Source organism: Rhizobium sp. WSM4643 (genome assembly GCF_025152745.1).
Taxonomy (GTDB): domain Bacteria; phylum Pseudomonadota; class Alphaproteobacteria; order Rhizobiales; family Rhizobiaceae; genus Rhizobium; species Rhizobium leguminosarum_I.
In genome coordinates this window covers 4,557,145-4,574,772 of sequence record NZ_CP104040.1, presented here as the reverse complement: position 1 = coordinate 4,574,772, position 17,628 = coordinate 4,557,145, and the positions used below count along the sequence as shown (strand labels likewise).

General features: G+C 61.5%; 14 protein-coding genes. 7 read left to right on the top strand and 7 right to left on the bottom strand.

Going from position 1 to position 17,628, the window contains the following annotated elements:
- The first annotated feature begins 3 nt into the window (after positions 1–3).
- Together uxaC and N1937_RS22435 are read left to right on the top strand one after the other, a co-directional pair.
- Positions 4–1,419 (top strand): glucuronate isomerase, encoded by a 1,416-nt coding sequence (gene uxaC / locus N1937_RS22440; RefSeq protein WP_260057014.1) that lies wholly within the window; start codon positions 4–6, stop codon positions 1,417–1,419.
- Entirely contained in the window at positions 1,416–2,873 is a 1,458-nt protein-coding gene (locus N1937_RS22435) for a mannitol dehydrogenase family protein (RefSeq protein WP_260057013.1), read from the top strand. The genes uxaC and N1937_RS22435 overlap by 4 nt, the downstream gene beginning before the upstream one ends.
- 310 nt (positions 2,874–3,183) lie before the next feature.
- On the opposite strand, the gene N1937_RS22430 is transcribed toward N1937_RS22435, so the two are convergent.
- The 7 genes from N1937_RS22430 to N1937_RS22400 form a co-directional block, all read right to left on the bottom strand.
- Complete coding sequence (locus N1937_RS22430; RefSeq protein ID WP_260057012.1) at positions 3,184–5,634, bottom strand: GcvT family protein; 2,451 nt, start codon at positions 5,632–5,634, stop codon at positions 3,184–3,186.
- A complete protein-coding gene (locus N1937_RS22425; RefSeq protein WP_260057011.1) occupies positions 5,635–6,510 on the bottom strand; it encodes a phosphotransferase family protein in 876 nt (291 codons plus the stop codon).
- Between the two features lie 171 nt (positions 6,511–6,681).
- Positions 6,682–7,758, bottom strand: coding sequence for an ABC transporter ATP-binding protein (locus tag N1937_RS22420; RefSeq protein WP_170263200.1), 1,077 nt, complete (start codon positions 7,756–7,758; stop codon positions 6,682–6,684).
- A gap of 31 nt (positions 7,759–7,789) precedes the next feature.
- Positions 7,790–8,887: a Gfo/Idh/MocA family protein gene (locus N1937_RS22415; protein WP_222385686.1), complete on the bottom strand. Its 1,098-nt coding sequence runs from the start codon at positions 8,885–8,887 to the stop codon at positions 7,790–7,792.
- Complete coding sequence (locus N1937_RS22410; RefSeq protein ID WP_441005652.1) at positions 8,887–9,774, bottom strand: carbohydrate ABC transporter permease; 888 nt, start codon at positions 9,772–9,774, stop codon at positions 8,887–8,889. The genes N1937_RS22415 and N1937_RS22410 overlap by 1 nt, the downstream gene beginning before the upstream one ends.
- Positions 9,767–10,726: a carbohydrate ABC transporter permease gene (locus tag N1937_RS22405; RefSeq protein ID WP_260057010.1), complete on the bottom strand. Its 960-nt coding sequence runs from the start codon at positions 10,724–10,726 to the stop codon at positions 9,767–9,769. Before N1937_RS22405 ends, N1937_RS22410 begins: the two co-directional genes overlap by 8 nt.
- A gap of 6 nt (positions 10,727–10,732) precedes the next feature.
- Positions 10,733–12,019, bottom strand: a complete 1,287-nt coding sequence (locus N1937_RS22400; RefSeq protein ID WP_222291905.1) for an ABC transporter substrate-binding protein — start codon at positions 12,017–12,019, stop codon at positions 10,733–10,735.
- A gap of 198 nt (positions 12,020–12,217) precedes the next feature.
- Here N1937_RS22400 and N1937_RS22395 point away from each other — a divergent pair, with 198 nt between their 5' ends.
- From N1937_RS22395 to N1937_RS22375, 5 genes are all read left to right on the top strand, one after another.
- Positions 12,218–12,895 carry a TetR/AcrR family transcriptional regulator gene (locus N1937_RS22395; RefSeq protein ID WP_170263196.1) on the top strand — a complete coding sequence of 226 codons (678 nt, stop codon included), beginning with the start codon at positions 12,218–12,220 and terminating at the stop codon, positions 12,893–12,895.
- Positions 12,896–13,026: 131 nt separating this feature from the next.
- Positions 13,027–14,175 (top strand): Gfo/Idh/MocA family protein, encoded by a 1,149-nt coding sequence (locus N1937_RS22390; RefSeq protein ID WP_222291903.1) that lies wholly within the window; start codon positions 13,027–13,029, stop codon positions 14,173–14,175.
- 3 nt (positions 14,176–14,178) lie between these two features.
- On the top strand, positions 14,179–15,342 hold the full coding sequence (locus N1937_RS22385; protein WP_260057009.1) for a dihydrodipicolinate synthase family protein: 1,164 nt from the start codon (positions 14,179–14,181) through the stop codon (positions 15,340–15,342).
- Positions 15,343–15,370: 28 nt separating this feature from the next.
- Complete coding sequence (locus N1937_RS22380; protein WP_260057008.1) at positions 15,371–16,195, top strand: sugar phosphate isomerase/epimerase family protein; 825 nt, start codon at positions 15,371–15,373, stop codon at positions 16,193–16,195.
- Positions 16,196–16,346: 151 nt separating this feature from the next.
- Entirely contained in the window at positions 16,347–17,624 is a 1,278-nt protein-coding gene (locus N1937_RS22375; RefSeq protein ID WP_260057007.1) for a Gfo/Idh/MocA family protein, read from the top strand.
- Positions 17,625–17,628 lie beyond the last annotated feature (4 nt).

Sequence of the window (17,628 nt, the reverse complement as noted above, 5' to 3'; positions counted from 1 at the left end):
CTGATGGATGCAGGAAACGGCTTTCTTCATCCGGACCGGCTTTTTCCGGCTGATCCGGCAACACGGACCATCGCGCGAGACCTTTACGAGACGGTGCGCAATCTTCCGATCGTCAGCCCGCACGGGCATACCGAACCCTCCTGGTTTGCCGACGACAAGCCCTTCGAAGACGCGGCCTCGCTGCTGGTCATTCCCGATCACTATCTCTTCCGCATGCTGCACAGCGTCGGCGTCACCTTGGACGAGCTCGGCGTGCCGCGGCTCGACGGCAAACCGGTGGCTGAGGGACGGGCGATCTGGCGGACCTTTGCCGCGCACTACCACCTTTTCCGAGGGACGCCATCGAGCCTCTGGGTCGACCACGCCATGTCGGCCGTGCTCGGCTGCACCGAGCCGCTGACGTCTGACAATGCCGATGCGCTGTACGACCATATCAATGCCCAGCTTGCCCTTCCCGAATTCCGCCCGCGGGCGCTGCATCAGCGATTCGGCATCGAAACGATCGCGACAACGGATGGGGCGCTCGACCCGCTGGCGCATCACCAGAAGTTGGCGGCGGACGGCTGGATCGGCAAGGTGCGCACCACCTACAGGCCGGACAGCGTCACCGATCCCGACGCCGTCGGCTTCCGCGACAATCTCATCAAGTTCGGAGAAATCACCGGCACTGAGGTGACGCGCTGGGAGGGCCTGATCGAAGCGCACCGGCGCCAGCGCGCCTATTTCCGCCAGTTCGGCGCCACCGCGACCGATCACGGCGTGCCGACAGCCTTTACATCAGATCTGCCGCCTGCGGAAAAACAGGCGCTGCTCGACAAGGCGCTGAAGGGTCCGCTTTCGCCTGAAGAGGCCGAGCTCTTCCGCGGCCAGATGATGACCGAGATGGCCGGGCTTTCGGCCGAAGACGGCATGGTGATGCAGATCCACGCCGGCTCCAGGCGCAATACCGACCGCGGGCTCTTTGCGACGCGCGGCGCCAATATGGGCGCCGATATCCCGACACGCACGGACTGGGTCGGCGGCCTGAATGCGCTGCTATCAAAATATGGCCACGCACCGGGTTTGCGTGTGCTGCTCTTCACGCTCGACGAGACGACCTATGCACGCGAGCTGGCGCCGATGGCTGGCCACTGGCCCTGCCTGATGATCGGCCCGCCCTGGTGGTTCTACGACAGCCCGAACGGCATCCGACGCTATCTCGACCAGGTTGCGGAAACGGCAGGTTTTGCCAATATGGCAGGTTTCAACGACGATACGCGCGCGCTGCTTTCGATCCCGGCCCGGCATGACGTCTGGCGCCGCGAAGTCTGTCGCTTCCTCGCCCAGCTTGCCGCCGAGCACCGGATTTCCAAGCGGGAAGCCGAGATCGTCGCGGGCGAGCTCTCCTATGGCAATGCAAAGAAGGCCTACAAGCTGTGACCGAACGACTGCAGACGCTTTCCGGCCTCGCCCCGACGGCGAAGCTTCCCGCCTATGACCGCGACCAGCTGAAAAGCGGCATCCTGCATCTCGGGCCGGGCGCCTTCTTCCGCGCGCATTTCGCACCGTTTACCGATGGTGCGCTCGCAGCCGCAGGCGGCGACTGGGGCATCGAGGTAGCAAGCCTGCGAACGCCCGATGTCGCCGACAATCTGAGCGCTCAGAACGGGCTTTATACGACGCTGATCCGCGACAGCTCGGGCACGACGGCTGAGGTGATCGGTTCGATCCTGAAGGCGCATGTGGCGCCGCGCGATCCGGCCGGTCTGCTGGCGCGGCTCGAAGATTCCGCTATCCGCATCGTCAGCATGACGGTGACGGAGAAGGCCTATGGTTTCGATCCGGCAACCGGCGGCCTCGACCTGAAGCACCCCGATATTGTTGCCGATCTCGCCAGCCGGCATGCGCCGCGCGGCGTCATCGGCTACCTCGTGGAAGGCCTTGCGCGCCGCCGGCAGAAGGGGATCGCGCCCTTTACGCCGCTCAGCTGCGACAACCTGCCGAGCAACGGCGCGGTTCTGAAACGCCTCGTGCTTGAATTCACCTCGCGCATCGATCCCGACCTGCATCGCTGGATCGAAGCGAATGTGCCCTTCCCTTCGACGATGGTCGACCGCATCACGCCGGCAAGCACCGAAGCGACCTATGCCGATGCCGAGCGGCTGACGGGCCGCACCGACATGGCGGCGGTCGAGACAGAGCCTTTTACGCAGTGGGTCATCGAAGATCATTTCGCCAATGGCCGGCCGGCCTGGGAAAAGGTGCGCGGCGCGCTGATGGTCGAGGAAGTCTCGGCCTACGAAAAGATGAAGCTGAGGATGCTGAACGGTGCCCATTCGCTGCTCGCCTATCTCGGTTATATCGGCGGCTATGAATTCATCCGCGACGTGATGGACGATGCAGCCCTGGCAGCACTTGCCTACCGCCACATGCATGCGGCCGCGAGAACACTCGATGCGGTTCCCGGCATCGACCTCGATGACTATGCCAGCGATTTGATAGCGCGCTTTGCAAACAAGGCGATCGCCCATCGCACCTACCAGATCGCCATGGACGGCACGCAGAAACTGCCGCAGCGGCTGCTGGAACCGGCAACCGAGGCACTGGCGCATGGCGACAAGGCGGAGACCTATGCGATCGCCGTTGCCGCATGGATGCGCTATGCGATCGGCGAGCACGGCAATGGTGAGCGTTATGAACTGCGCGATCCCCGTGCGGCGGAAATTGCCGCCCTCATCGCCGATGTTCCGCGCACTGGTTTAGCGATTTCGGCGGCTCTTTTCACACTTCCGGGACTCTTCCCGGCAGCTTTGACAGGAAATCGGGCGTGGACGCAGGATGTGTCAGACAAGCTGGAGATCCTGATCCAGGACGACCGGCTGCCGCTGTTTTGAGGCTTGGAGTCTTTCCGAGATAGACTCGCTTCGGCTGGGAATGATGAGGCGAGGGCACGCCGTGTGACCCCCTCTGCCCTGCCGGGCATCTCCCCCACAGGTGGGGAGATTGGCTGGGCGCACCGGCTTCCCCAAACAATAAACGTCCAGCACGGCGAAACGATAGATGGGTAGGATGGTTCAAGCCACTTGTAATCTCCCCACCTGTGGGGGAGATGCCCGGCAGGGCAGAGGGGGGCTCACACGGCGTGCCCTCTCCTCGTCATCCCTGTCCTCAAAGCTTCGGTCGCAAAGAACCAGGTCGAGTTCGTCAGGCTTTCACCCGCGCCATATCGGGATCGTAGAGCGGCGACAGCGATACCTTGCAGGGGATGCGTTCCCGCGCGACGTCAAGCTCATAGGTGCCGGAGAGGACGAAATCCTCGGTGACGCCATCGGGGTTGCGGACGTAGCCGTAACCGATCGGTTTGCCCAGCGTATAGCCGAAGCCGCCGCTCGACAGCCAGCCGACGCGCTTGCCGTCGCGATAGATCGTTTCGCGGCCGAGCAGCACGGCATTAGCATCCTCCGGAATGAAGCAGGCGAGGCGTTTCTTCACGCCTCCCGCAAGCTGCCGCTCGATCGCCTCACGGCCGCGGAACGGGATATTCCTCCGCATCTTCACCGCCCAGCCGAGACCGGCTTCAACAGGCGTATGGTCGGGACCGATATCCGAGCCCCAGGCGCGATAACCCTTTTCCAGGCGGCAGCTCTCAATGGCGCGGTAGCCGGCATTGACGAGGCCGAGTTCACCGCCAGCGGCCATCAGCACGTCATAGACCGTGGTCGCGTATTCAATGGGAACATGCAGCTCGTAGCCAAGCTCGCCGACATAGGTGATGCGCAGCGCCCGCACAGGGCAGCCTGCAATGCCGATGGTCCTGACCTTGCCGAAGGGGAAGGCTGCATTCGAGACGTCGCTGCCCGTCACCTTTTCCAGCACGGCGCGGGAATTCGGTCCCATCAGCGACAGCACGGAATAGGCGGATGTGACGTCGACCAGCTCGGCATGCATGTCCGCCGGGATATTGCGGGCGATCCAATCGAAGTCATGGGTGGCGAAACCGGTACCGGTGACGATGTAATATTCGTTCTCGGCGATGCGGGCGACCGTCACGTCGCACTCGATGCCGCCCTTGTCGTTCAGCATCTGCGTGTAGACAAGCGATCCCACCGGCCTTGCGACATCGTTGGAGGCGATCCAGGACAGCGCTGCCTCGGCATCCCTGCCCTTCAGCACGAATTTGGCAAAGGAGGTCTGGTCGAAGATGACGGCCGCTTCGCGCACCGCCTTGTGCTCGCGGCCGACGGCATCGAACCAGTTCTGCCTGGCATAGCTGTAGATATCCTTCGGCTCCTCGTTGGCGAAGAGATCGGCAAACCAGTTCGGCCGCTCCCAGCCGAGCTTTTCGCCGAAACAGGCACCCTGCGCCTTCAGCCGGTCATAGAGCGGCGATTTGCGGCAGGGGCGGCCGCTCGAATGTTCCTCGAACGGCCAGGCCATGGTGTAATGTTTGCCGTAGGCTTCGAGCGTGCGTGTCCGCACCCAGTCGGTATCGAAATGCGGACGGCCGAAACGGCGAATATCGACTGGCCAGAGATCATAGGGCGGTTCGCCCTTCGTCACCCATTCGGCAAGCGCCATGCCGGCGCCGCCGGCCGAAGCGATGCCGAAAGCGTTGAAACCGGCGCCGACGAAGAAATTCTTCAGCTCCGGCGCTTCGCCGAGAATGAAGTTGCCATCCGGCGTGAAGCTTTCCGGGCCGTTCAGCAGCTGCTTGACGCCGACATTCTCCAGCGCCGGAACGCGGCCGAGCGCCTGTTCCATGATCTGCTCGAAATGGTCGAAATTGCTGTCGAGCAGCGTGTAATGGAAACCTTCGGGGATGCCGTTTGCCGCCCAGGGAATGGGGTTCGGCTCGTAGCCGCCCATGACGATGCCGCCGACCTCCTCCTTGTAATAGGTCAGGCGATCGGGATCGCGCAGGGTCGGCAGGTTGGATGGCACGCCGAAGGATTCGGTGATGATGTATTGATGCTCGACGGAGACCAGCGGCACGTTGACGCCGAAGCGGGCCGCGAAGGCGCGCGTCCATTGGCCGGCACAAACGACGACGCGCTCGCATTCGATGCGCCCTTGCGCCGTGATGACGGCACGAATCCTCCCCTTTTCGATTTCGAGGTCGAGGACTTCGATATCCTCGAAGATCGAAACGCCCGACATGCGGGCGCCCCTTGCCAGCGCCTGGGTGATGTCGGAGGGATTGGCCTGACCGTCGGTCGGCAGGAAAGCAGCGCCGACGAGATCGTCCACAATCATCAGCGGCCAGAGATCGAAGGCTTCCTGCGGGGTCAGCAACTGCATTTCGAGGCCGAAGGACTGGGCGGTGGTCGCCTGGCGCCTGACCTCGGTCCAGCGTTCCTCGTTGCAGGCAAGGCGCAGGCCGCCATTCATCTTCCAGCCGGTGCCGAGACCCGTTTCCGCCTCCAGCCGCTTGTAGAGATCGACGGAATAGCCGAGAAGCTGGGTGATATTGGCGCTGGTGCGCAGCTGGCCGACAAGGCCGGCGGCGTGGAAGGTGGTGCCCGAGGTAAGCTTCTTGCGCTCCAGCAGCACGGTATCGGTCCAGCCAAGTTTGCCGAGATGATAGGCTGTCGAGCAGCCGATAATGCCGCCGCCGATGACCACGGCTTTCGCCGTCTTCGGTAATTCCTTCGTCATTTATTGGTCCTGTTCAAAGGCTTGATAGGCGCGCTCGAAGCGCGCCAGATTTTCGGCTGTGTAGCCGGCATAATCGAAATCGATGCTGGAATGAATTTCCGAAATCATGCTCCAGAGCGTCTCGCGCAGCAGCGAGGCGCATTTCATTGCGGCATATCGCCTGCTGACATCATCGGTCAGCGGCCGGTCGAAATAGGTCTCCAGCATCGTGCGCTCGACCGCTTCCGGGAGCTCGTTGTTGGAGGCCAATCCGCCAAGATCGAAAAGCGGCGTGTTGAAACCGGCATAGTCCCAGTCGATCAGCCACAGCCGCTTGCCGTCATCGAGAAAGTTGGCGGCCAGCAGGTCGTTGTGGCCGAAGGCGATCTCGAAAGGCCCTGCCGCTTCTTCCAGCGTCTCAGCCCTGCCGACGAGCCCCGGCAGCAGAGGAAGATAGCTGCTCTGCGACGCCTTCAGATTGGCAGCGTAATCCCGGATAACGTGAAAGACCCAGAAGATCATCGCCTGGCCGCGGAAATGCCGGGCGATGTCGCGATGGCAGGCGCGCACCAGGGGCAAGACCCGGGCGAGCATATCAGGCGTCCTGATATCCTCCGGCGAAAGCGCCCGCGCCTCGATATATTCGAGCACCAGCACGCCCGGCGAATGGTGGATGACGGCAGGCGATATGCCGGCGGCATGGGCGGCACGGCTTGCGGCAAGCTCGTTCTGACGGCTGATGTGATGGATCGGAATATCGGTGCCGAGCCTGACCACGCATCGCGCGACGGCATCGCTGACCAGATAGTTTCTGTTGGTGATGCCGCCTGCTATCGGCGAGATTGCGATCGGGCCCTGCCAGATGCCAAGCGCATGAATCCTATCTTCAGGCGTCATGCTCATCCCCTTCAGCCCTTTCCGAAATGATGGGGCAGAGGAGGATCTGATGTCAAGCGGCCGCTACAGCGCCGCGCGTCTTTTCAGACATGCAAAAGGCGCTCTAACACCTTTGAATTACTACATAATTTATCCTTAAATCGATCCCGATTTAAGGAATTATGAGTGGGGTCAGATCGTCTTGCCAGCCGCGTCGAACACGTGGCAGCGGGCCGGATCGAAGGAAGCCTTCACATTGGCGCCGCGCTCCACCTTCTGCTGGCCGTCAAGCGCAACGGTCAGGAGCTGGTTATCCGGCGTCGTGGTATAGAGCATGGTGGCGCCGCCGAGATTTTCGACGAGATCGACGTTGACGGTCGAGAGCGTGATGGCGCCTTCGGCCAGCGAAAGATGCTCGGGACGGATGCCGAAGGTGACCTCCTCTCCCGCCTTGCCTTTCAGCCGGCGCGGCAGGCGGACGGAATTGCCGCAGACATGGATGCTGGTTTCGGCCTCGCCGACCTGCTCGATGCGGCCCTTCAAAAAATTCATCTTCGGGCTGCCGATGAAACCGGCAACGAAGCGGTTGGCCGGGTTGTTGTAGAGATCAAGCGGCGCGCCGACCTGCTCGATACGGCCGGAATTCAACACCACGATCTTGTCCGCCATCGTCATGGCTTCGACCTGGTCATGGGTGACATAGATCATCGTATTGCCGAGGCTGCGGTGCAGGCGGGAGATCTCGACGCGCATCTGCACGCGCAATTCGGCATCGAGATTCGACAACGGCTCGTCGAACAGGAAGATCCGCGGCTCGCGCACGATGGCACGGCCGATCGCGACACGCTGGCGCTGGCCGCCGGAGAGTGCCTTCGGCTTGCGCTCCAAGAGCTTCTCGATCTGCAATATCTCGGCGGCGCGCTTCACCTTAGGCTGGATATCTGCCTTCTTGTAACCTGCCGTCTCCAGGCCGAAGGCGAGGTTCTTGTAGACCGACATATGCGGATAGAGCGCATAGGACTGGAAGACCATGGCGATGCCGCGCTTGGCAGGCGCCACCTCGTTCATGCGCTCGTTGTCGAGCAGCAGCCCGCCGCCAGTAATCTCCTCGAGACCGGCGATCATGCGCAGCAGGGTCGATTTTCCGCAGCCCGAGGGGCCGACGAAAACGACGAATTCGCCGGGATCGATCGTCAGGTCGATGCCATGGATCACATCCAGCGAGCCGTAGCGCTTCTCGACCTTCTGAAGAACGACACTGGTTGCCATCTTCTCAAACCCTCTCTTTTTATTTTGTCGGTTACTTCGTTTTTGCGCGCCAATCGGCGTATTTCGGGCTGTCGGGACCGACCGGGAGCGGCACGTCGGCGCCGCTATCGGAAGACTGGTAGATTGCGGTGACGAGCTCCAGCGCGCGGCGGGCGTCCCGGCTCGTTACCGGCAGCGGCGCATGGCCGCTGAGGAAAGCGTGGAACTGGCCCATCTGGGTGGTGAAACGCGGCGCGACCGGCTGCCAGTCGCCAACGACCTTGTCGATCTGCTCCTGCACGTCGTCATTCGCAGCGATGATCTTCCAGGGGTCCTTGCCGGGGGTATAGGGCTCGTGGCTGCTTTCGAAAGTGACATTCTCGAAGTGCAGCCTCAGCCGGCTAATCTGTTCCTGCGAACCAAGCGTGCAGGACAGCGAGACAAAGGCGCCGCTTTCCATCAGCAGGCTGGCGGAGGCACAATCCTCTACCTCGATATCGTTGACACGGGTGGCGACGCGGCCGAAGACCCTTGCCGCCGGACCCATCAGATGCATCAGCATGTCGTGCAGATGCAGCGCATGGGTGACGAGCACGCCGCCAAGTTCCGTCGCCCATTTGCCGCGCCAGGGCACGGCGTAATATTCCGGCTTGCGCAGCCAGAAGGTTTCGACCGAAGCGGTATAGGGCTTGCCGGCAATACCGGCGTCGATAATCCGCTTGGCCTTCTGGATGCCGTCGCCGTAACGATATTGGAAGATCGGCATCAGCACGCCTTTGGCGGTCTTTTCCGCTTCCATGATGGTATCGACAGCGGCAAGCGAGCCCGTCAGCGGCTTTTCGCAGACGACATGCTTGCCGGCGGCAAGGGCCGCGATCACCTGTTCCAGATGGGTGCCGGGAGGGGTGCAGATATCGATGATGTCGATCGTGTCGTCGGCCAACAGCTCCGCAAAGGAAGTGGTGCGCCGTTCGATGCCGAACTCGTCGCCAACCGCCGCCATGCGCTGCTCGTTCAGGTCGCAGATCGCCACGACCTTGAACTTGTCGGAATGCGGCAAGTAGCCTTCGACGATGTGGGAGCGGCCGATACCGCAGCCGACGATCGCAACCGTCCTGATGCTCATGTCGCTCTTTCCCGTTATCGTCATCAACGCTTCATGCCCGTCGTGGCGATGCCCTCGATCAGCAGGCGCTGGAAGAACAGGAAGAAGAAGAACACTGGCACGAGCGTCAGGGTCGACATGGCGAACAAACCGCCCCAATCCGATGCACTGGTGGAATCCACGAAGGTGCGCAGGCCGAGCTGGATCGTATAGGTGTTCATGTCGTTCAGGTAGATCAGCGGGCCGAAGAAATCGTCCCAGGTCCAGATAAAGGAGAAGATCGCTGCCGTTGCCAGCACCGGCAGCGACAGCGGCAGCATGATCTTCCAGTAGATGCGCCAGGCGCTGCAGCCATCCATCATCGCCGCCTCATCGAGTTCGCGCGGGATACCGCGGAAGAACTGCACCATGAGGAAGATGAAGAAGGCATCGCTAGCCAGGAACTTCGGCACAACCAGCGGCAGGATGGTGTTCACCCAGCCGAGGTTGAGGAAAAGCACATATTGCGGGATCAGCGTCACATGGTAGGGGATCATCAGCGTGCCGAGCATGATCGCGAACCAGAAGTTCCGGCCGACAAAACGCAGCCGCGCAAAGGCGAAGGCTGTCAGCGAACAGGCGATGACATTGCCCATCACCACCAGCAGCGAGATGACCAGCGAATTCCAGAAAAACCGGCCGAAACTGACATCAAGGCCGACCCAACCGCGCGCATAGGAAGCGAAATCGATCGACGACGGGATGAACGAGGTCGACGAGAAGATCTCGTTCTCCGGCCTGACCGACGCCGAAACCATCCACAACAGCGGATAGAGCATCAAAAGTGAAGCGGCGATCAGCAGAGCGTGGATGATGAGCGACGTCGGCAGGCTGCGTTTGGTGATGTCGGATGGCGGCCTGGCCGCAGTGACGGAAGCGGTCATCTCAGTCATCGTAGTGCACCCAATAACGCGAGGTCAGGAAGGAGAAGGCGGTGAAGATCGCGATGATCAACACCAGGATCCAGGCGAGCGCCGAGGCATAGCCCATGCGGAAATTTCCGAAGGCTTCCTGATAGAGGTAAAGCGTGTAGAACAGGGTCGAATTGATCGGACCGCCGGTGCCGCCTGAGATGATAAAGGCCGGCGTGAAGGCCTTGAAAGCATCAATCGTCTGGACGACGGCGTTGAAAAAGATCACCGGCGTCAGAAGTGGCAGGGTGATCTTGTAGAATTGCCGGAATTTCGAGGCGCCGTCGAGGCTGGCCGCCTCATACATATCCTGCGGGATCTGGCGCAGGCCGGCCAGGAAAATAATCATCGGCGAGCCGAACTGCCAGACGGACAGAGCCACCAGCGTATAGATCGAATAGCTCGGATGCGAGATCCAGCTCGGACCTTCGATGCCGAAATGCGAGAGCGCGGCATTGACCAGGCCATCGCTGGCGAAAAGCTGACGCCAGAGCACGGCGATCGCCACGCTACCGCCCAGCAGTGACGGCAGATAGAAGATGGCACGATAGATCGACAGCCCGCGCAGGCCTCGGTTCAGGGCCATGGCGACCAGCAAGGCGAAGGTCAGCTTGAACGGCACCGAGAAGACGACATAGGTCAGGGTGACATGCATGGCAGCCGAGAATTTCGGATCCGCCGTGGCGATGCGCACGTAATTCGCCATTCCCACCCACCGCGGCGACTGAAGCATGTCGAAGTCGGTGAAGGAGAGGTAGAGCGAAATCAGGGCCGGCCCGAGCGTCAGCCCGAAAAAGCCCACGAGCCATGGAAGAAGGAAGAGATAGCCGGGAGCATTGGCATTCCAGAGACGCCTGAAGCGTCCTTCGGCCACGGCCCCCTGATATCTTTCCACATTTATGGCCCCTGCGGGCGTGCGCATCGCATTGCTCATACGGGATCAGCCTCGTGCGAGAATCTGCGTGATTTCAGCGACAAGCTGTTTGCCGCCGTCTGAGGGAGACAGCTGTCCAAAGCCGACCTGTTCGGCGATGTTGCGTAACATCAGCTCACCTTCACCGGCGCCGGCCGGCGGCGGCGGCGGCAATTTGCCGGCGAGATCGCCAAGGCCACTGACATAGGCCAGCGCAACCTTGCCGTTCTCATCAAGCTTCGCCGCCACGACTTCGCGCATGGCCTTCGATTCCGGAATTCCGCGTTCGACATCCAGCAGCAGCGCTGCCTCGGGGTTCTTGACGAAGAAATTGACGTAGTCCACGGCCAGGTCCACGGATTTCGACTGGGCGGAGACCGAGAAGAACATCGAAGGCTTGCGATAATGGCCGCCCTTCGAATCCGCCTTGACGCGCATGTAGTTGGTCAGCGCCAGCTTGTCCTTGTTCATTGCCTGATAGGCGACGAATTGGTTGGAATGGGCAAAACCGGCGGCCGACTTGCCGAGCGAAACCGTGTTGGTGTCGATATCGTTCTTGTCGAGGGCCTGGACATCGGCAGGAACGCAGGCGCCCGCCGCACGGAACTTGGCCCACATGTCGTACCATTCGGAGGCATCGTCCACGTCGAAGGCGATCTTGCCGTCGGCGGTATAAAGCGCCTTGCCGCGCTGACGCAGCCAGTTTTCGAACAGCGGTTCGCCGCCGCTGCCGTCGGCCATGCCGAACATGCCCTTGCGTTTGCCTGCCTTGGTGATCTCAGCCCCCATGCGGGCGAATTCTTCCCAGGTGGTCGCCTGGGTCGGCAGATCGACGCCGGCTTCCTTGAAGGCGGTGGTGTTCAGGACCGTAGCGGCCGAATTCGCCCCAAGGCTGACGCCGTAGAGATGGCCGTCGACGCTGCCGCCTTCGATCTGCGCCTTGTCGAAATCGTCGAGGTTCAGCTTGGCCGGCATATAGGATTCGAGCGGGGCGAGCGCGCCGCGCCGCGCATACTGGACAATATAGCGGTAATCCATCTGGATGACGTCGGGCGCGTTGCGGCCAGCGACCTGGGTCGCAAGGCGCGGCCAGTAGTCGCCCCAGCCGAGGAATTCGCCGGTGATCGACGTGCCCGGATTTTTCGCCTGATAGAGCTGCGATACCTTGTTGGTTCGGTCGGCGCGCGGCTGCGAACCCCACCATAGGAGACGCAGGCGCTTTTCCTGTGCCAAAGCGCTGGTTCCCAGCGCCGAGAGCGAAAGAAGCGTCGCTCCTCCCGCAACGAAATTACGTCTGCTTACACGTAGGCTCATTTTTTCCTCCTCCAAAAGGGAAGCGCCTCCACACGCTTCCGAACCCAGTTACCCTTGCATAAATAACTAATTGGTTACAAGCTACGGGCAAAGCGGCGCACGTGTCAAGCGGTGTCGCTCGCAGGCCCTTCAAATTCGGTTTTTACAATTTCGCACCGAAGGCTTATGAGCGCAACATGTGAAGACGGAGGTGGAGAAATGAACGACAGCGGGGAGAATGGGGGAAAGAAAAGGTCTCGACGCCCATCGGCAGAACGGACGACCCAACGCGATCCGGAACGGACACGCGCTGCTATCCTTGATGCCGCAACCCGGGAATTTGCCGAAAACGGCATGGGTGGGGCTCGCGTCGATGCGATCGCCGAGCGCGCCGGCACCAATAAGCGCATGCTCTATCATTATTTCGGCGACAAGGAGCAGCTCTACCTCAGAGTGCTCGAGGAAGCCTATGTCGGCATTCGCACCGCAGAGCGCGCGCTGCATATCGGCGACCGCAGCCCCGAGGAAGGCATCGGCGAATTGGCACTCTTCACCTGGCGTTATTTTCTCCAACATCCGGAATTCCTCAGCCTGCTCGGCACGGAAAATCTGCATCGGGCCCGCTGGCTGCGCCAGTCCGTCCGGCTCAAGGAATTGCATTCGCATCTGATCGGCGAGCTTTCGGACGTGCTCAAGCAAGGAAAGAAGCAGGGCGTCTTCATCGAGACCGCCGATCCTCTGCATGTCTACCTGACGATCGCCTCGCTCGGTTATTTCTACCTCTCCAACCAATACACGCTGTCGACGATCTTCGGCCGCGACCTGATCGAGCCGACCCATCTCAACGCCTGGGAAAGACATATCGTCCACGTCACGCTCGCCTCGATCAAGCGCTGAATTTCTAAAATCGGATTTGACTATTGACAGCCGCGTCGCTCTTCTGCCATCAAGTAACTGTTTAGTTACCGGCTTGGGAGGGCCGGGCCAGGACGCCCGCTCCCGCCGCAATAGATTGCTGGGAGGAAAACATGGCACGCTTGGGGATCATCTTGCACGGCGTCACCGGCCGCATGGGTTACAATCAACATCTGGTGCGTTCTATCCTCGCCTTCCGCGACCAGGGCGGCATCACCCTGAAATCGGGCGAGAAACTCGAGATCGACCCGATCATTATCGGCCGCAACGGCGCCAAGATGGAAGAGCTGGCGAAGAAGCATGGCATCAAGCGCTGGTCGACCGATCTCGATGCCGCTCTCGCCAATCCCGACGACACGATCTTCTTCGACGCCGGCACGACGCTGATGCGGGCCGAGCTGCTGTCCAAGGCGCTCGATGCCGGCAAACATGTCTATTGCGAAAAGCCGATTTCCGACGATCTGCAGGTGGCACTCGACCTTGCCCGCAAGGCGCGCCGCTCCGGCCTCAAGCACGGCGTCGTGCAGGACAAGCTCTTCCTGCCCGGCCTGCGCAAGCTGGCCCTGCTCAGGGATTCCGGCTTCTTCGGCAAGATCCTCTCGGTGCGCGGCGAATTCGGCTACTGGGTTTTCGAAGGCGATTGGGGCGTGCCCGCCCAGCGCCCCTCCTGGAACTATCGCAAGGGCGACGGCGGTGGCATCATCCTCGATATGCTCTGCCACTGGCGCTACGTGCTCGACAATCTGTTCGGCGAAGTTAAAGCCGTATCCTGCCTCGGTGCCACGCATATTCCGCGCCGCATCGACGAGCAGGGCAAGCCTTATGATTGCGACACGGACGATGCGGCCTATGCGACCTTCGAGCTCGAAGGCGGTGCGATCGCGCAGATCAATTCCTCCTGGGCCGTTCGCGTCCGCCGCGACGACCTCGTCACATTCCAGGTCGACGGCACACATGGTTCAGCCGTCGCCGGCCTGACGAAATGCTGGAGCCAGCACCGCGTCAACACGCCGAAGCCGGTGTGGAATCCGGACCAGCCGCAAACGATCGACTTCTACAAGACCTGGGACGAGGTTCCCGACACACAGGCCTTCGACAACGGCTTCAAGGCGCAGTGGGAAATGTTCATCCGCCATGTCGTCGAAGATGCGCCGTGGCCCTATGGCCTGGAGGCTGGCGCCAAGGGCGTACAGCTTGCCGAACTCGGCCTGAAATCCTGGGCCGAGCGCCGCTGGCTCGATGTTCCCGCACTGGAGTTCTGAGCCGTGACGACGATCAATCTCCCTCTCGACGGCAAGATCGCCCCCTACACGCTGACGGGCACGCCGATCGCGCTCGTCAAGCGCGACGCCAAGGCCTTTCCGCGCATCGCCTTTGCCGCCGCCCATGTGGTCGCCGATCCGCTCGCCGACAACGATCCGTGGCTGACGCCGGCGATCGACTGGGAGCGGACACTTGCCTTTCGCCATCGGCTCTGGGATCTCGGCCTCGGGGTTGCCGAAGCGATGGATACGGCGCAGCGCGGCATGGGCCTCGGCTGGCCGGAAGCGCGCGACCTCATCCGCCGGGCGCTCGGTGAGGCGGCCGGCCGAAAGGACGCGCTGATCGCCTGCGGCGCCGGCACCGATCATCTGACGCCGGGACCCGACGTCACCATCGACACGATCCTCAGGGCCTATGAGGAGCAGATCGAAACCGTGGAGGCGGCCGGTGGTCGCATCATCCTGATGGCGAGCCGGGCGCTTGCCGCCGCCGCCAAAGGACCGGACGACTATGTAAACGTCTATGACCGCATCCTTCGCCAGGTCAAGGAACCTGTCATCATCCATTGGCTCGGCGAAATGTTCGATCCGGCGCTCGAGGGTTACTGGGGCAACAGTGATCATATCGAAGCCATGTCCACCTGCCTCGAGGTGATCGAGGCGCATGCCGACAAGGTCGACGGCATCAAGATCTCGCTGCTCTCCAAGGAGAAGGAGGTGGCGATGCGCCGCCGGCTGCCGAAAGGCGTGCGGATGTATACCGGCGACGATTTCAACTATGCGGAACTGATCGCCGGCGACGAAGAGGGCCATTCCGACGCGCTGCTCGGCATTTTCGATGCCATCGCGCCGGCTGCCTCGGCAGCCCTCGAGGCGCTCGGCCGCAAGAGCAATCTTGAATTCTTCGACCTGCTGGAGCCGACGGTGCCGCTGTCGCGCCACATCTTCAAGGCGCCCACCCGCTTCTACAAGACCGGCGTCGTCTTCCTCGCCTATCTCAACGGCCTGCAGGACCATTTCGTCATGGTCGGCGGCCAGCAGAGCACGCGCTCGCTGACGCATCTGGCCGAACTCTTCCGCCTGGCCGACAAGGCCCGGGTTCTAGCCGATCCCGAACTGGCCGCAAGCCGCATGCGCCACGTGCTCGCCGTCCACGGCGTCAATTGAGGCGCTGAGGTGATGGGAGGAGAATGACATGCAGGTCGAAGGACTTTCGATCAATCTGGCGACGATCCGCGAACAATGCGGATTTGCAGAAGCCGTGGACATCTGCTTGAAACACGGCATCACCGCGATCGCGCCCTGGCGCGACCAAGTCGCCAAGGTCGGCCTCGACGAGGCGGTGCGTATCGTCAAATCGAACGGCATCAAACTGACCGGGCTGTGCCGCGGCGGCTTCTTCCCGGCGGCAAACGATGCCGACTGGCAGAGAAACCTCGACGACAACAGGCGTGGGATCGACGAGGCGGCGGCATTTTCAGCCGATTGCCTCGTGCTCGTCGTCGGCGGCCTGCCGGGCGCGTCGAAGGATATCGTCGCTGCGCGCCAGATGGTGTTCGACGGCATTGCCGCGGTGCTGCCGCATGCGCGGGCTGCCGGCGTAAAGCTCGCCATCGAGCCGCTGCATCCGATGTATGCCGCCGACCGTGCCTGCGTGAATACACTCGGTCAGGCGCTCGATATGTGCGAGCAGCTCGGCGAGGATGTCGGCGTTGCGGTCGATGTCTACCATGTCTGGTGGGACCCCGATCTTGCCAACCAGATTGCCCGCGCCGGGCGCATGAAACGCATCTTTGCCCATCACATCTGCGACTGGCTGGTGCCGACAACGGACATGCTGCTCGACCGCGGCATGATGGGCGATGGCGTGATCGACCTCAAAGGCATAAGGCTGATGGTGGAGGCCGCCGGGTTCTTCGGCGCGCAGGAGGTGGAGATCTTTTCGGCCGAGAACTGGTGGAAACGCCCGGCCGACGAAGTGATCGCCACCTGCGTCGAGCGCTTCAGGAGCTGCTGCTAAGGCATGTCGCGCAAAAGTGTACAGCGGTTTTGGACCATGACATGCGAAAACCAAAAACCTAGAGCGCTGGCCAAGCGAATCTGAAAGATCGCGACGCGCTTTAGGCCTGATTTCAGTATTTGTTTCATCACGCATGCAGGAGGATCATTCGATGGAGAAACGCCGTTTTGCCCTGATCGGTACGGGAAACCGCGGCACCACCATGTGGGGCAAGGATCTGCTTGCCGGCTGGCGCGAGCATGTCGATCTGACCGCGATCGTCGAGAAGAATTCGCTGCGTGGCGAACGCGCCCGCAACATGATCGGCAGCAATGCGCCGATCTACGAAAACATCGATTCGATGCTTGCTGAGCAGAAGCCGGATCTAGTCATCGTCTGTACGCCCGATCATACGCATGACGATATCGTCGTGCGGGCGCTGGAGTCCGGTATCGACGTCATTACCGAAAAGCCAATGACGACCTCGGTCGAGAAGATTCGCCGGATTCTGGATGCCGAAAAGCGCACTGGTCGCCGGGTCGACGTGTCCTTCAACTATCGCTATGCGCCGACGGCGGCGAAGATCAAGGAATTGCTGAATGCCGGCGAGATCGGCCGAGTCACGTCAGTCGATTTTCATTGGTATCTGAACACCAAACACGGCGCCGATTATTTCCGCCGCTGGCATGCCTATACGGAGAATTCCGGCAGCCTGTTCGTCCACAAGGCGACGCATCATTTCGATCTGCTGAACTGGTACCTCGACAGCGATCCCGATGCCGTCACCTCCTTCGCCGACCTGCAGAATTACGGCCGCAAGGGCCCGTTCCGCGGCCCGCGCTGCAAGCTCTGTCCGCACGCGCATGAATGCGACTACTACCTCGATCTCGAGGCCGATCCTTTCCTCGATTCGCTCTACGAGGATCCCTCGAAGATCGACGGCTACTTCCGAGACGGCTGCGTCTTCCGCGAGGACATCGACATTCCCGACACGATGGTGGTGTCGCTGCGTTACCGCAACAATGTCCATGTCTCCTATTCGCTGAACACCTTCCAGCCGATCGAAGGCCATCACCTTGCCTTCAACGGCACCAAAGGGCGCATCGAGCTTCGCCAATATGAGGCCCAGCCCTGGGAAGAGCCGAAGCAGGACACGATCCTCCTCATCCGCAATTTCCCTGATGGTAAGGAGGCGGTGGAGCGCATCGTCGTTCCGCATTTCACCGGCGGCCATTACGGCGGCGACGACCGGATGCGCAACATGATCTTCAAGCCCGATACGGAAGACCGGCTCGCCCAGCGCGCCGGCACGCGGGCGGGTGCCATGTCGGTACTCTGCGGCATTGCCGCGCTGGAGAGCTCGCGCACCGGAAAGGTGGTCAATATTGCCGATCTCATGCCTGAACTTGCCAATGACGGTTCGCCAAATTCGCTGAGGACGTCGCGCTGATACC